This window comes from Candidatus Enterococcus murrayae (genome assembly GCF_017315985.1).
Classification (GTDB): Bacteria; Bacillota; Bacilli; order Lactobacillales; family Enterococcaceae; genus Enterococcus_A; species Enterococcus_A murrayae.
Genome location: NZ_JAFLVR010000020.1, coordinates 94,932 through 110,283, shown reverse-complemented (window position 1 = coordinate 110,283; position 15,352 = coordinate 94,932). Strand labels below are relative to the sequence as shown.

Sequence of the window (15,352 nt, the reverse complement as noted above, 5' to 3'; positions counted from 1 at the left end):
TCCTATGAACGAACCTTTGTTTCACTTCTTTTCGCAAACTAGATTTCCTTAATAACTTTAGCCGGTGTACCAGCTACAATCACATTCGCAGGGACCTCCTTGGTAACGGTTGAATCCGCAGCAACGATCGCATTTTTACCAATCGTTACTCCTGGCAAAACGGTGACATTTGCCCCTAACCAAGCATTTTCTTCAATGTTGACTGATGCCGCGGTTACTCCTCTGCGTTTTTTCGGATCTATCAAATGATTGACGGAAATAATCCGGCACATTGGACCAATCAAGACATGATCTTCAATCGCAATACCGCCCAAATCAACAAAGGTGACATTTTGATTGATGAAAATGTCCTTGCCAAATGAAATATGCTTGCCGAAATCCGTATAAAAAGGCTGAGAAATCGTCACAGAATCATCGATTTTCTTCTCGGTGATCTCTTCTAAATACGCACGGACCTCTTGGGGCGTATGATATTTTCCGTTCATTTCCATAACGAGCCGCTCATTGTCGGCCTTCAGCACATGAATCTCCTCATAGAGGTCGGAGCCAGGCAAAATCTCCGCTCCTTGGATCTGGGTTAACAGCTCCTCTTTGCTCATCGTCTCATTCCTCCTCTAGTTGCTGAATCTAGTATACTTCGTTATACTTGCGATGAATAATACTTATATTGCATAGCTAACTATCGATAATAACTATGGGAGTGATTAGGATGTTAAGGATAAAATTGATATGGGCCTGTTGGATTTCGGTCTGGTGATTGATCCGGTGGAAAAACAAAAATATGAGTATCTCCCACTCCCGATTTCTGATCGCTGGGGCATCCTTATTAATGAGAATCATGCCTTAGCCTCTAAAGCTTTTGTGACACCCAAGGACTTGACCGATCACGCATTATTGATTTCCAATCAAACACTCGTGAACAATCAGCTGTCAGAATGGCTGGGAGAAAATCTGAGTCATTTCAAAATTGCCGGCAGCTATAATCTGCTTTATAATGCCTCCTTATTAGTCAAAGAAGGAAACATTGTGGCCTTTTGTATTGATGGAATTATTAATACAAAGGATAGCGGCTTGGTTTTTGTTCCGCTTAAACCAGCCCTAACCGCCAGAATCAATATTATCTGGAAAAAGAAACAGATTTTCTCTAACGCCGGTACGCTCCTTCTTGAAAAACTAGCCAGTCATACCAAAACGAAATCTTCGTGATTTTTTCTATTCCGCGTTACAATGTGGGCATTAGATCAAAGGAGTGGATAGAATGACTAGCTATGCAAAAAGAACGGAAGACGAATTGCTTTCACCAGAAAATACTGTATTGACTGTAATTGATTACCAGCCAACTCAAATCAACTCGATCAATTCCATGAATCGTTCAGAACTGATCCGCAATACGGAGATTGTTATCGAACTTGCCAAGCTTTATCATATCCCAATTGTTCTTTCGACGGTCAATGTTGAAAAGGGCTGGAATACCGATACGATCCCTGTATTGAAAAAGGCTGTCGGCGAAGATGTCCCCTCGTATGACCGCAGCTCGATCAATGCTTGGGAGGATAAAGAATACAATGAAGCCATCAAAGCTACTGGTCGGAAGAAAATCCTGATCCTTGCTTTATGGACAGAGGCCTGTCTGACCTTCCCAACATTGGATGCTTTAAAAGAGGGCTATGAAGTGTATCCGATCGTTGACGCTGTTGGCGGAACCTCGCCAATCGCCCATGAAACTGCGCTGCGGCGTGTCGAACAGGCAGGGGCTCAATTAACCTCCATCGCTCAGCTGGCGTGTGAATTGCAGCGAGATTGGAATCGGGAAGAAACCGTTCCTGGATTTGACGAATTAATGACAAAATTCGGTGCATTTTCTAATTTGCGTTAGGCAAGAAAAATAAAGCGATAAACCATAATACTTTATATAAGAAAAGAGAAACGCCGATAAACTTTAAAAATGGAAAGTTTATTAGCGTTTCTCTTTATTTTTGTTAAGCTTTTTCAGTTCGTACTCTTTTTATTCAATATACTGTGTATCACCGACTTTATCTAACGTGTACTTGCCGTCTTTGTATGTTAACGTGGTCACGCTGCAATTATCTAAAATCTCTCCGTTGTACTCTTCAGGAACAAGCAGTTCTAAAATCGTTGGGATCATACTGCCGGAGGAAACCACCATGACATTTTTAGCCTTTGCCTTCTTTGCGTCTTTGATCACAGTTTTCATTGCAGCTTTCCCGCGAGTTGTAATTTCATCATAGTTTTCCGCTGCTTTTAATGGATCATTTGCTGCGATTGCATTGGCAATCCCGTCGTCACCGATTTTTTCGACTAACTTCTCATAGTCTGACCAGTTTTCATCCAGCTTTAACCCATTTGCTTCAAAAATGGGTTCCCACATTTCCTTGTCCGTCTTGCCTTCATACCCGCCATAATTCCATTCCTTAAAGCCATCATGTTCTTTCAACACTGGCTTTTTCTTATCGCTTTTTGAAAGAATCAGCTTCGCTGTATTGCGTTGGCGACCTAAATCACTGGAATACGCTAAATCAAATTTGATATCCTTCAAACCAGTTCCCAACTTTTTCGCTTGGCTGATTCCTTTATCCGTCAGAGGGGAGTCCGCGAAGCCCTGTACTTGCCCAGTTGTATTGAAAAAAGTCTTCCCGTGACGAATCAGATAGATCGTGATTTCATCATTTTTCTTTGCTGCTTCTGCTTCCTGACCTTTTAAAAATCCACCCATCAATGTAAGTCCCAACAAACAAGTCAACAATGTACCGAATACTTTTTTCATTTCTATAACTCCTCCCCATTGGTTTCGATCAGATGTTGATACCAATAAAACGAATCTTTAGGTTTTCTAGATAAATCACCCGTCCCATCATCGTGTTTATCGACATAAATAAACCCATAGCGTTTTTTCATCTCCCCAGTCGTCGCACTCACTAGGTCAATCGGTCCCCACATCAAGTAGCCAAAACAATCAACTTTGTCTTCCTCTACAGCCTTTTTCAGTTCACTTAAATGCTTCTGTAAAAAATCAATCCGATAATCATCATGAACCACTCCGTCTGATCCAACCTCATCCGCTGCTCCTAGACCATTTTCACAAATGATGATCGGCAATCCATACCGGCGATAAGTATAGTTCAACAAGTATCTTAAGCCGATTGGATCAATCCCCCAACCCCACTTACTTTTTTCAAGAAATGGATTTTGTACACCACCAAATAACGATCCTTCATCCTCTTCGCCGCCTTCATACATCGCAACAGCGCTCATGTAATAATTCATTCCAATAAAATCAAGCTTACCTTCCGTAAAAGCCTGCTTATCCTCTTCCGTAAATCCAATCTCAATACCCATATCAGCATATTCTCTTAATTTGTACGCTGGAAATTCCCCGTTGCACATAGCATCGATCTGATAAAAATCACGATCCATTTCTTTAAAAGCATTCAACACATTGATCGGATCACAATTGATTGGATAAGTCGGAGTAATCCCAAATACACAGCCGACTTTACTTTCTGGATCGATCTCATGGATCAGTTTCGTTGCTTTGACACTAGCTAAGGTCATGTTATAACCCAAAAGTGCCAAGATTTCTTTCTTATTTCCCTCTAATTCACTATATTTTAATCCTGCCAAAATATAGGTAAACATATCCGAAGCTTCTGTTTGCGGATCAATATGGTTCATTTCATTAAAGGTCACCCAGTATTTGACCTTGCCCCTTAACGCATTAACCATCGTACCCACAAATCTCAAATAGAAATCAACCACCTGACGATTTTTCCATGAACCATACTTAGTTACCAAGTTCATCGGCAATTCAAAATGATACATAGTCACGATCGGTTCAATTCCATTCTTTAATAATTCATCCACTACACTTTGATAATAGGCTAAACCTTCCGAGTTGGGTGTATCCTCATCTCCGTTCGGATAAATCCGTGACCAATCAATCGAAATTCGCAGGCTTTTAAACCCCATTTCGCCAAAGAGTTTAATATCTTCCTTGTAACGATGGTAAAAATCGATTCCCTCATGAGAAGGGTATTGTCTGCCAGCTTCAATCGTTTTTGTATATTCTCTTGGTGTCGTGGCAGATCCTGAAGTCGCAAAATCCATTATTGCGGGTCCTTTACCGCCTTCCTGCCAAGCACCTTCTAATTGATGAGCAGCAATACTGCCACCCCATAAAAAATCTTTAGATAATTTTGTCACGTTCTCAACCTCCATTATTTAGACTACGACTGTTAAACAGTCCTCTTCGTTATTCAAGCTCGGATCATTTGATGGTAAAACATCTAAATAATCTGCTGTATTCGTAATGACCGTAATTACGACTGGATCATACCCTGCATTTCTGATTTCGGCCATATTCGCTTTCAAAATGGCATCCCCTGCTGAAACTTTATCGCCTTGTTTAACAAATGACTCAAAGTGTTTTCCATCCAGCTCGACTGTGTTGATGCCAATATGAATCAATATCTCAACGCCGTATTCCGTTTTGATTCCGATCGCATGATTGGTAGGGAATAAACTTACGACCTCCCCATCAACAGGTGCATAGATCGTATCTTCCTCAGGTTCGATTCCTAAGCCTTTTCCTAAAGCAGATGAAGAAAAAGCCTTATCATTGACCTTGCTCAATGCGACATTTGTTCCTTTGACAGGTGCTTTAACTAATAATTTTGTAACTGCTTCTTCTCCTGTTTCAACTGACACTGCCTGTTTTTCTTTTACTTTGTCATCATCGGGAATACCTAAAACAAATGCCGCGATTCCTGCGCCGATAAAACCAATAATGACTGCAATCACCATCATATAAAAGTTTGAGTAATTGTCTTTTCCAATAAATGAAGCAAGACCAAACAAACCAACAGGAGCGTAACCTACGACTTTCATTAACCCGGCAAATAAACCTCCTAGCCCCCCGCCAATCATTACAGCGATGTAGGGACGACGATATTTAACAAATACCCCATAAATAGCTGGCTCAGTTACACCCATGAAAGCACTAAAGGCAGTTGTACCAAATAGCTGCTTTTGCTTTTTGTCCTTCGAGCGGAAGAAATAGCCCATAACCGCACCACATACAGCAATATCTGAAATAATCCATGCAGCAGTAAAGACCGGATCGTAGCCTAATGTTGCATAAGAGTTCATAAAGATCGGAATAATAAAGTTTCCTGCTCCAATTGTGATCAGGAACGGCTGCAAAGCCGCATACAACATCACGACACTCCAGCTTCCAAATGTATTTCCAATAAAGTCAAAAACGAAATTTAAACCATCACCAATATACGTTCCCAATGGTCCGAATAAAATCAAGGTGATTGGTAAAGTAATAATCAGTATCAGGACTGGATTAAAGAAGTATTGCAGTGCTTTGGGAATGATTTTCTCCAATGCTTTCGTTAAGTACTTCATGAAAATGATACTCAGAATAATCGGGAAGAATGAGTTTGAATAGGTTGTCTCAGGTAATTTTAGCCCAAGAAAATCTAACCCTTTCGCACCGTTGATAGACTCGGACATCAGTGTCAGCGCGATTACGACCGCCAAATACTCATTCACACCTAATTGACGACTAAATGAAATCGCAATCAAAACTGGTAGGAAGAAAAACACAGATTGGCGAATCGCATCTAAAATCAGATAGGTGGAGCTTTCTGCTGATACTAATCCGGACAATGAGATCAGTGATAAAATTCCGGCCAACAAACCGGCAGCCATTATCGGAGTTAGGATTGGACCCATTGCTTCAGATAAAATGCGCAAGGCCATCGTAACAAATTTTTCTTTTTCACCAGATTCACTTTTAACGTTTTCTCCGCTTAAACCCAAAATTTGATTCATCTCCGGACGAATATCTTGGACCTGTGTTCCGATGATCACTTGATAAGCTACATCATTAGAAACTACATCGATTACGTCTGGCAAATCCTTGATTTCTTCGGTTTTGGCAATACTGCGATCTTTTAATTTAAAACGTAAACGCGTCATACAATTCGTTACACTTTGAATATTTTCTTTGCCGCCGACCAACTCGATCAGCTGGTGGCAAAATTCTTGATAGTTCATTTTAGTTCCCCTCTTCTCGTTTTGTAACACGCTGAATGTGAAGCATCAGATAGGCTTCTTCATCATCAGAAAGCTCCTTTTCAAATGCGTCTCTAACATAAATGCGTATTTTGTTCACACAGCTATAAGCTTCTGGATAAAGTTTACGAATTTGTCGATTGAGCTCAGTCTCATTTGACGTAAATGCCTCATTCTTAAACATCCGTATAATGAAATATTGGAGATGAGTGACTAGACGAATGTAATTGATACTTTCCTCTTCAAAATCTAATCGGAAGTGATACTTAATAATGGATAAAATGTCACGTACAGTTTCCATCATTCGCATCATATTATCCTCTTCACTACCCTTTGTTTGGAGATTGATAAAATGTAACGCGACAGAAACTGCTTCCTCATTTGGACAAGCCATGCCAGTTGCTTCTTCAATCAATTTCACAGCATAAAGTCCAATTTTATAATGGTCTGGATAAAACTTTCGAACCTCCCAATCTAGTGGACTTTTAACGATCTGTTCTTTCTGCAATCGTTTTATCGCAAAATCAATGTGATCCAGCAACGCCAGATAGAGATAATCGGAAACATTCTTCTGAATGACTTTTTCACCATATTCGATTGTCTTGGTTACAATCTGTAGGTATTCATCTTTGGTGTTTGAAAGTAAATAGCTGAAATGCTCCAATTTATCATGTGAATCTAGTACGTATGTTTTTTGAATGTCTTTTTCTTTAATGCTGTCGCCAACTTTTCGTTTAAAAGCGACTCCTTTCGAGTAAACGATAATTTCATTTCCACGTGTTTGGGTATTGCTCCCTTTTTTTACAATAGCTACATTGTTGTTCAAAATTTGACTGATTATCATGCTTTCCCTCCTTTCAAACAAAAAAACCCAAATTACCTAAGGATAGTGTATTTATCCTAAGGTAATTTGAGTTCTGCCTGCACAATCAGTAACATACTCAAAGCAGCAACTACCACCGTTGCTTTGATTTAAGTTTTCTCACCCTCATTGTAAAGGATGATTTTTGCTGTGTCAACGCTTTCTTTTATTTATGTTCCTCTACAACAGAGGGAATTATTTCAGAAAGCTTGTCTATCTATTGTTTTAAACTCTGAAATAAGTCATTTAATTACTTACGGTAAAACCTCTATTTTATCACTCAGTCTGAACACCCTTAATCGAGAGTCAGCGGGAGTTTTCTTTTTCAAATGCTCTCCAGACAATGATGCTGGTGCCTTCAATGGGTCTTGCTCCAGCTCTTTAACTGTTTTTTTGCTTGACTGATTTACTTTTATTTCTGAATAATTTTTGGTCTCTTCAGAAGATTTCTCGGCTTCTTTTTTTCGTGTGCCTGTTTCCGGCAAAACTTTTCTGCTGACAAATGTTACCTGCAGCTCCGGCTGGTAGAAATGCTGATAAACGAAATAGCCTCCCACACTGCTCAATAGCAGCAATACTGAAATTAGCAACGTCCCTCGGCGAATTCGATCTTGCTCTTCTGTTGTTCCTTCCATTTATAAATCCTCCATTTTACAAAAACAAATAAATGATATTTATGATTGATTTAATATTAATATAATTCCTATTATAACACAAATAATTATGTTTAGACGAACACAAATAAACCCATTCACAAAACTATTGAATGGGTTTATAAAATTTATTTCTTTTTTCGGCAATAATAATATATCTTCTTACGATCTGCGCCTATTCGCTAGGGGTTTCTTGATTCTCTCCGCTGTCGCTTCCGCCTCCATTATTGTTGTTTGGGAAGCTAGTCGGCGCTGATCCTAGATTGCCTAAGCTGATGTCGATCGAAACAGTCAGATTCAACGGAATATAATCACTGAAATGACTCATTCCCACGACAGTCCCTTTAGGCTGATCAGAGTCTACACGGCGAATGACATAATTGATATTTGCTCCTTTTGATTGGAATTCATCGTGGAAGTATTTCTGCAGTCCGCCTTCCACCATTGTTCCTCGCAAATCCTTCATGTAGGGACGGCCTAAAGAATAGTAAACTTTGATCGTTAAATCATCCTTCGCACTCAGGACCTTTCCCGCTTCAACACTTTGTGAGACTAATTGACCATATGGCAGGTTTTCTGTATAAACGCCCTTTGCCTGCACCTGTACACCCTCCAAAGCAGTACCAGCATCTTCCAAGCTGTAATCTGAGAAATTCGGAACAACATAGCCTTTACCTAAGGACACAGTCACGCTCATTTTATCCTTTTTCGCGATCTTTTCATCTTTTGCGATGCTTTGCTCCATGATGCTGTCTGCGGGTATTTCATTGGAGGTTTTTTCCTCGTAGGTCAAATCGATTTCATTGTTCTTCGCCCAGGTTTCCACCTCACTACGCGGCTTCCGTTGAAAATCCGGTACCTTGATGTCTTTTTGGTACGTCTGCTTTCCTTTTGAAAAATAAACCTTGGCCGCATCTTTTCGTTTATAGGTTTCTGGCGTTACCTCTGCGTTAGCAATCTCTGCTCGAAGCGGGCGGCCTTTTTCAACAGTATCGCTGTATTCTTCAATCAAGGAAAGATTTTCCGCTTTGTTCTCTTTGATCCATCTCTCTGCCTGCTGCTTGTTCATTTTCATAAAATCCGGAAGCGGCAGCTTTTCATCGGGATCCGCGCCTAAGCTGTTGGTCACATTCAACACACCGCCCTTTTTAACACGCGAACCGGCTTTTTCTTCTTGAGACAAAATCGTATTGGCATCCTTCCCTCGATCGTAAATTTGCTTGATCTTAGGCTTCACCTTGTTCTCTGTTGCCCAAACCTGAACATCCGTCAGATTCTTTCCGATGAAATTTGGCACTTTAACGTGTGTCTGCTGATAATAGAACACCCCTAGCAGCACACACGCCGCAATAACTGCCAAAATTATCAAGCGCTGCTTCCGTTTTTTTTGTTTTTGATAGGAAGGATCGATGCTGTCCTTCAATCCAGGATTTCTTCGCTTTATTTGCGCCTCAGGCGGTTCTTTTCGTTCCTCTAAGGAAGGGGCTTTTTTTGGTGGCGGCTGCTTTTCTTGTTTAGGCAGCTCCTTGCGCGGCTCCTTCTCTTCCTTTCGACGATCGTAATTATCGCCATTGAAGTTCGATAGAAAATCACTCATACGGCAACAACTCACCTTGATTTAAATAGAAGGTCTCATCGGATTGTTCCGCGATCTCTCTTGAATGGGTCACCACGATCACACATTTATTGTGAATGGCAGCCAATTCCTTAAAAATCGTTACGATCTCTTCTTCCATCCCCACATCCAGATTTCCTGTCGGTTCATCGGCTAGGATAATGTCCACATTGGTCGCCAAAGCACGGGCAATCGCGATCCGCTGCTGTTCACCACCGGAAAGCTGGTTTACCAAACGATCCGCCTTGGCCTTATTAATTCCGATATAATCCAAAAGATTATAGGCGATCTCAATCGTGTCCTTCGGCATTTCGTTATCCGTGATCGACATCGCAACCAAAACATTCTCCAATCCCGTCAAATATGGAACTAAATTGTAGTTTTGAAAAATGATACTGACATCATCCCGACGGAAGCGTTCATGACCGATTTTCTTAATGTCTTCTCCGTTATATAAGATTTCACCGGAGCTGGGCGTATCCAATGCACTGATCAGCGATAAAAAGGTGGTTTTGCCTGAACCTGATTCGCCCAAGATCGTATAAAAGCGCCCCTTTTCAAATTTCACTGACGTGTCTTGCAGAATCATGCGCTGCTTTCCACCATCTTGATAGAAATAACTTAACTCTCTTGCTTCTAAAATTGTCATTGTCATACCCCTTTACATCATGATTTTCTTAGGATTAAGCCGCATTACATAGGTTAATGGTAAGATAGCGGCCAATAGAATTGTACCAATACCGGCAATTAAGAAAGTGGCGATATACGGTAAGGTAAAACGTACTTCATAATTGCTTAGGACGTCCTGATTCGATAGTGACGAGCCTAAAACAGATACCCCGCTCATCGAAATCATTTGATTTCCGACATTTTGGGCCGCTTGATCCAGCGTATCGCCGGCGATCAAGGATTCCGAAACCATTTTTCCTAAAACATTCCCCGATATAAGAGAGATCAACAATGCGGCAACACTGATGACTAATAATTCAGCAACCACCTGTTTCATGATATTCTTTCGATGTTCGCCTAAGGATAGATAAATCCCCCATTCATGGCGACGATCCTTCATGAAGAGTACGACTACTAGTGAAATGATCAATAATGAAGCCAAAACGGCCAATAGTACTACATAACCAGAAATTTTAGAAAGACGCTTCACACTGGCGCCTACTTTGTCAAATTCATCAGTGGAAGCGACAGCCTTGTATCCACTCGGCAGTAACGGCTTGATTTCTGCTTTAAAGGCATCAACATCATCTGGTGATTTCAGTGTGAAGATCGGCGCTACTTCCTCGCTCATTTCCTTTTGCGATTCAGCCGGCAGGTTCTCAGCTTCGATTTTATTGACTTCTCGAACGAGACCGTTGGAAACAAAAGCCGTGTTATACAGCTCCATCTCGGTAATCTGCTGATTCATGGACTCCTGACCGCTCTGTCCATCGCTTTTCTTTTTATCCAATTTGATGGGTTCAAATAGCCCCACGATTTTCACAGCATGCTCAGTCGAATCCTGCGAATCCATCGTGCCGTCTTCTTTTGGTGCCAAACTCAACGTATCCAATACCATTTGATCGCCAACCGAGAGGCCATTTTCATCCGCAACCTTTTTTGAAATCAAAGCAACTGGTTTTTTTCCAGACAGCTCCTCTTTTGTCAGCATTCGTCCATCGACTAATTTGACCTTCTTATTTTTGAAATCCATCGGCTCGGTGCTGTTGCTGCCCTTTAAGGTCATTGATTTGAACGGCGTGGAGAATTGCATATCTCCCTGCTGCTTCAGCTCATAGGTCTTGAAATTCTTTACAGTCAAGTACGCAAGATAGCTATAATCATAATCCTTTACGTATGGAGAGCTGCCCATTTTTTTGATTGTTTCCTCTTTTAGGCTTTCATGCTGCGAGGTGGCTTGAACCTCTCCGTTTTCATTTTGTTCTAATATTTTATCCAAATCTAGTTCGGGAGCGACAGTCGCTCCTAGCTGCTGCTTCATTTTTTTCTCAACATTTGCCGTTGATTGCTGAATCGCAATCGCTCCGGCAATCACATTGCCTAAAACAAAAATGACCGCAAACAGGATCAATGATTTTCCTTTGCTTCTAAAAATACTACTTTTCGCTCGTTTCCAATAATTCATCTTCGTATCCTTCCTATTTAAAGAACTTGGATGGTTGGAAAGCGAGATCTTGCCTAAGGGTGTTGTTCCTTAATAAAGAGTAATTTTCCTCCATTAAGACCCCATAGTTCATCCGCAAATTGGACCGATTGTGTTGATTGAGTGGTAAAAATTAAACACTTTTCCTGCTGTAGGCAGTGGTTTCTAAGAAGCTCCATGGCAACTGGCACTCCGCATTCGCTGAACACTTTTTCAGGCTCATCGATTAAAATCAGCTTGGCATGTTGCTTAGCAAGCAGCTTCGCTAGGGCCACTAATTGACGATTTTTTTCTGATAATCGATTTGTCGGAGTCTTCAACTGATTTTCCGCCAGCCCTACAGCTAGCAGGATTCTTTTCAGCCGCTCCTTCTCAAGCTTGGCACCAGAAAGCAAGACTTCCATCTCCAGATTCGCTAAAGGGGAATCCTTTAATAAGCTTCCTGCTTGAAAGATGCACGCCGTCTCACGGCCACGGTAAATGTTTCGCTCAAGAGAGGCGATTTCCTGACCTGAAACTGTCAGAGAGCCTTTGGTGCAAACCGCCAGGCCGGCAAAAAGAGCCAATAACGTTGATTTTCCGCTGCCTGGGTTCCCAAAAATCTGGTAGCTTTTTCCTGTTTGAAAGCTTCCGTGAATCCCGTCCAGCGTTTTTATTTCTGAACGCTCATAACGATACTCAACATTTTTTAAGACCCATTCAGTCATCTTCTGGCCACCTCCTGTAGCGGATCACGAATGATCTGAGTGATTCGGAAATTCACCAGCAGAAGCATGATCAGCAGACCAACACCTAAGAAGAATGCTCCAGCGTAATTCTGCCAGCTCACCCAAGCGTTTTGCTCAAAATGAGGCAATAGCCAGTCTACAAAAGGTTCCTGCTGGGCCAAGTTCTTCTGAAGCTTGAGCAGCCATTCTCCCGTGATCCAGCGGCTGAGCTGTTGAGAAGTAAAAAATGCACTGAGACCAATCACTATAACAATGACCAGATATTCCAGCGAACTGCTGAAGGACAAAACTCTGCGATCCAGCCCCATCAAGTGCAGCGTATAAAAATCTTTTCGCTGTTTGATATGGTACTGATAAACAGCAGCGATCAGAACTACTCCCAAAATTAAGGCAACGATTAGCCCATTAAACAGTAAGTCCAACGTGTCTTTGGTTGTCTGAAGCAATCCCTGCGACCAGCTCTGACTGATCAGCGAATAGTTTTTGAAAGAGTCCATTTTTTTAAAGTCTTTTACAAATTTTTTTATTTCCTTTTTACTGGTCAATTGGAACATCACACTGGAAAAAGGCTGCATGATATTTTTCTGTAGCATCGTTTCTGTTTTCCAGTTGATCAGCAGTGTATTGAGCGTTGCCAGCTGTTCCGTTGTTGAATAGTTCGCAATTCCTGCGATTCTGACCTTTTGCTCCTGGCCCTTTGCGCCGAGCTGGATGGTATCATTCACCTTGAGCTTATTGGCATTTGCCAATGCTTCGCTGATGACACACGTTCCTTTTTCCAGCGGGACCGTTCCCTGAAGCTGTTCTTTTTTATCGGTTAAAAGTGTTTTTAAAGAGTCATCGTCCAGCATCGTCACCGGTAGATAATTTCCGTTGTTAGCCTCCGACGAAAAGCTATAATACCCAACAGCTGTTTGATCCTGCTCTGTCGGTTGGGCTATAGACGATGAGATGATGCTTTGACCGGTTAGTTGACTCCTCTTTACGTAAGGCAAATGTTTCAATTGTTCATAATCGGTTGTATTCAATTTGTTTGCTTGTCCTGTTTGATTTAAATCCTGAACGCCCTTTACGACAGTCGCTGCTTGATCGCGATATTCTGTAAAATAAATCGTCGCCCTTCGATAGATCTGCAGCATTGAGAAAACAATCAGCGTAAGCAGAAAAATGAAACAGCTGAGCTTCAAGTGACTGAAGCGGTTGCGCTTAAGATTTAGCCAAGCATGTCGGATGATGATCATCGCTTTCTCTCCTCCTATGAGCGTATCGTAGCAAATTCTCTGTTAACTGAATGTTAACCCACACTAGGAAAACTTAAATAAAACGTCGAACCTAGTTTTTCCATACTTTCTAAGTAAACAAACCCGCGACACAAATCACAGACGTGGGACACCACTGACAACCCGATCCCGTAACCGTCTTGCTTCAAGCCGTTGACTCGGTAGTGATGGGAAAAAATCTCTGACTGTTTTTCTTGAGGTATCCCAATTCCCTGATCCCTCACTTCAATAATGACACTTTCGTTTTGGTTTGTGATCGTCACGGTTACCAGCTTGCCCTCGCCATATTTGATCGCATTGTCCACCAAATTGGAAACCGCGCGATAAATCCAACGATCGCGTCCTTTGATCAGCGTGGAGGCCTCCTCATCAAACTGAAACAAAAGATTCGGGTAATTCTTTTTATAGGCATCACAAACCTCTGCACAGACTAAAGAAACATCTACGACCTCTTCTCCAAGATCACTCGTATTGTTCGATAAGGTCAAAATATCATCGATACTGTCGGTTAAACGATCTAACAGTGCTAGATTTCCTTGATTCGCACTTTGACGCTCAATTTCAAGATTAGTGCGCAAAATCGCAATGGCATTCTTTTGTTCATGGGTCAAATAGCTATTCAAGCGGCGATAATCCTCCAGATGGCCGTCAAATTTATCCTTTAATTTGTTGAAGGCTTCACTAAGCACCTCATCTTTTACGGTATTTTTAGGCAATTGATCAATAAACGTTAAGTCATGAGTGATCGCCACTATTTGATTGCTGTAAATTTTGCGTAATACTAGCCAGAGCAAAAAGGTCAGCAATAAAACTGCCGAACAAATCACCAGCACCATCGCCGGTAAATACTTGAACAGCTCATCTCGATAAGCCTTGTCCAGCATTGAAATGTTCATAGTTTCACCGTTTTTTGACTCTGAGACATCCAAGTTTGTTTTTGACTGGACCGTCGCCTCTTCTCCCATGATATAAACATTCTCACCCAACGCAGAAGCAAAGCTGATACTTTCCACATTGTTTCGCAAAAAGAAAAAGCTTCCCAAAATCACTCCGGTTACCAGCAATGAGAACGTCAGCATGGTAATCGTCATTTTAAAATTCAGTCGCATAATTGATACCCCTTTGCTCGGATCGTTTTTAAGACTTCTTTCTCCGCAGCTTCAGCCAGCTTCTTTTTCAAGCGAGCCAGATGAACGCGCAGGACGGATGAAAATGGATCAAAATCTTCATCATAGACATGCTCGGATATTTCTTCAGAAGAGACAACGGCCGGATAACGCTGCGCGATGCACAGCAAAATATCAAATTCCTTCGGCTTCAATAAAATTTCCTTTTGCAGATAGCTAGCCTTGCGCGAAACAGGATCAACCATCAGCCCGCCGATCGAAATCTGCGGCAGCGCGCGGCCATGATACCGTCTAATAACTGCCCGCAGACGCGCTTTCAGTTCTAATAGCTCAAAAGGCTTGACTAAATAGTCATCGGCACCAAAATCTAATCCCTTCGCCCGCTCTTCGATCTCATCGCGAGCAGTAATAATAATCACCGGACTTTCAACCTCGGATTCCCTTAAATGCTGCAAAACTTCTAGCCCATCCTTTTTAGGCAAATTCAAATCCAACAAGATGCCATCGTAGGCATTCACGAAGGCCTTTTCTTCTCCCAGCTCACCATCATAAGCTAGATCTACTGAAATATTCTCTTGCTCCAGGCCCTTTTTCACTGACAAAGCCAATTCACGATTGTCCTCAACTACCAATACACGCATCTATTCTCACTCCTCAATTGGATAAAATGATCGTTCCTATTCTTTTTAGAATAGTACAGCTTCTTTATGAATGTCCATTTTATTTTTGTGAAGATTTCAAGATTTTCGCCAAATAGCCGAAAAAAGCTGAAGGCTAAAAAGCATATAATCCCGAAAGCCATTTTGAGAAAAACTTAACAAAATGAAAGTAAA

The 15,352-nt window shown here is 41.4% G+C and carries 15 protein-coding genes; 2 read left to right on the top strand and 13 right to left on the bottom strand.

Translation table 11 applies throughout. The annotated features are described in order from the left end of the window. Positions 1-38: 38 nt before the first annotated feature. Positions 39-599 (bottom strand): DapH/DapD/GlmU-related protein, encoded by a 561-nt coding sequence (locus JZO85_RS08770; RefSeq protein WP_207108132.1) that lies wholly within the window; start codon positions 597-599, stop codon positions 39-41. Between the two features lie 124 nt (positions 600-723). On the opposite strand from JZO85_RS08770, the gene JZO85_RS08765 reads away from it, so the two are divergent. Beyond that, positions 724-1,206: a LysR family transcriptional regulator substrate-binding protein gene (locus JZO85_RS08765; RefSeq protein ID WP_347401795.1), complete on the top strand. Its 483-nt coding sequence runs from the start codon at positions 724-726 to the stop codon at positions 1,204-1,206. 52 nt (positions 1,207-1,258) lie between these two features. Beyond that, complete coding sequence (locus tag JZO85_RS08760; protein ID WP_207108130.1) at positions 1,259-1,876, top strand: isochorismatase family protein; 618 nt, start codon at positions 1,259-1,261, stop codon at positions 1,874-1,876. A 129-nt stretch (positions 1,877-2,005) separates the two neighbouring features. Here JZO85_RS08760 and JZO85_RS08755 read toward each other — a convergent pair whose 3' ends face one another. The 12 genes from JZO85_RS08755 to JZO85_RS08700 all read right to left on the bottom strand — a co-directional run bounded on the left by JZO85_RS08755 (position 2,006) and on the right by JZO85_RS08700 (position 15,160). Next, complete coding sequence (locus JZO85_RS08755; protein ID WP_207108129.1) at positions 2,006-2,785, bottom strand: histidine phosphatase family protein; 780 nt, start codon at positions 2,783-2,785, stop codon at positions 2,006-2,008. Positions 2,786-2,787: 2 nt separating this feature from the next. Beyond that, entirely contained in the window at positions 2,788-4,236 is a 1,449-nt protein-coding gene (locus tag JZO85_RS08750) for a family 1 glycosylhydrolase (RefSeq protein WP_207108128.1), read from the bottom strand. 3 nt (positions 4,237-4,239) lie between these two features. Beyond that, complete coding sequence (locus JZO85_RS08745; protein ID WP_207108127.1) at positions 4,240-6,084, bottom strand: beta-glucoside-specific PTS transporter subunit IIABC; 1,845 nt, start codon at positions 6,082-6,084, stop codon at positions 4,240-4,242. A gap of 1 nt (position 6,085) precedes the next feature. Beyond that, positions 6,086-6,946: a PRD domain-containing protein gene (locus JZO85_RS08740; protein WP_207108126.1), complete on the bottom strand. Its 861-nt coding sequence runs from the start codon at positions 6,944-6,946 to the stop codon at positions 6,086-6,088. A gap of 272 nt (positions 6,947-7,218) precedes the next feature. Continuing rightward, complete coding sequence (locus tag JZO85_RS23120) at positions 7,219-7,599, bottom strand: hypothetical protein (protein ID WP_242550281.1); 381 nt, start codon at positions 7,597-7,599, stop codon at positions 7,219-7,221. 193 nt (positions 7,600-7,792) lie between these two features. Next, positions 7,793-9,214, bottom strand: coding sequence for a PASTA domain-containing protein (locus JZO85_RS08730; protein ID WP_207108125.1), 1,422 nt, complete (start codon positions 9,212-9,214; stop codon positions 7,793-7,795). Continuing rightward, positions 9,207-9,881: an ABC transporter ATP-binding protein gene (locus JZO85_RS08725; protein ID WP_207108124.1), complete on the bottom strand. Its 675-nt coding sequence runs from the start codon at positions 9,879-9,881 to the stop codon at positions 9,207-9,209. Before JZO85_RS08725 ends, JZO85_RS08730 begins: the two co-directional genes overlap by 8 nt. Positions 9,882-9,893: 12 nt before the next feature. Next, entirely contained in the window at positions 9,894-11,366 is a 1,473-nt protein-coding gene (locus JZO85_RS08720; RefSeq protein ID WP_207108123.1) for an ABC transporter permease, read from the bottom strand. Positions 11,367-11,419: 53 nt separating this feature from the next. Further along, a complete protein-coding gene (locus JZO85_RS08715; protein WP_207108122.1) occupies positions 11,420-12,091 on the bottom strand; it encodes an ATP-binding cassette domain-containing protein in 672 nt (223 codons plus the stop codon). Continuing rightward, positions 12,088-13,353: an ABC transporter permease gene (locus JZO85_RS23115; RefSeq protein WP_242550280.1), complete on the bottom strand. Its 1,266-nt coding sequence runs from the start codon at positions 13,351-13,353 to the stop codon at positions 12,088-12,090. The genes JZO85_RS08715 and JZO85_RS23115 overlap by 4 nt, the downstream gene beginning before the upstream one ends. Positions 13,354-13,406: 53 nt before the next feature. Further along, entirely contained in the window at positions 13,407-14,501 is a 1,095-nt protein-coding gene (locus JZO85_RS08705) for a sensor histidine kinase (protein WP_207108121.1), read from the bottom strand. Continuing rightward, complete coding sequence (locus tag JZO85_RS08700; protein ID WP_207108120.1) at positions 14,492-15,160, bottom strand: response regulator transcription factor; 669 nt, start codon at positions 15,158-15,160, stop codon at positions 14,492-14,494. The genes JZO85_RS08705 and JZO85_RS08700 overlap by 10 nt, the downstream gene beginning before the upstream one ends. Between the last annotated feature and the right edge of the window lie 192 nt (positions 15,161-15,352).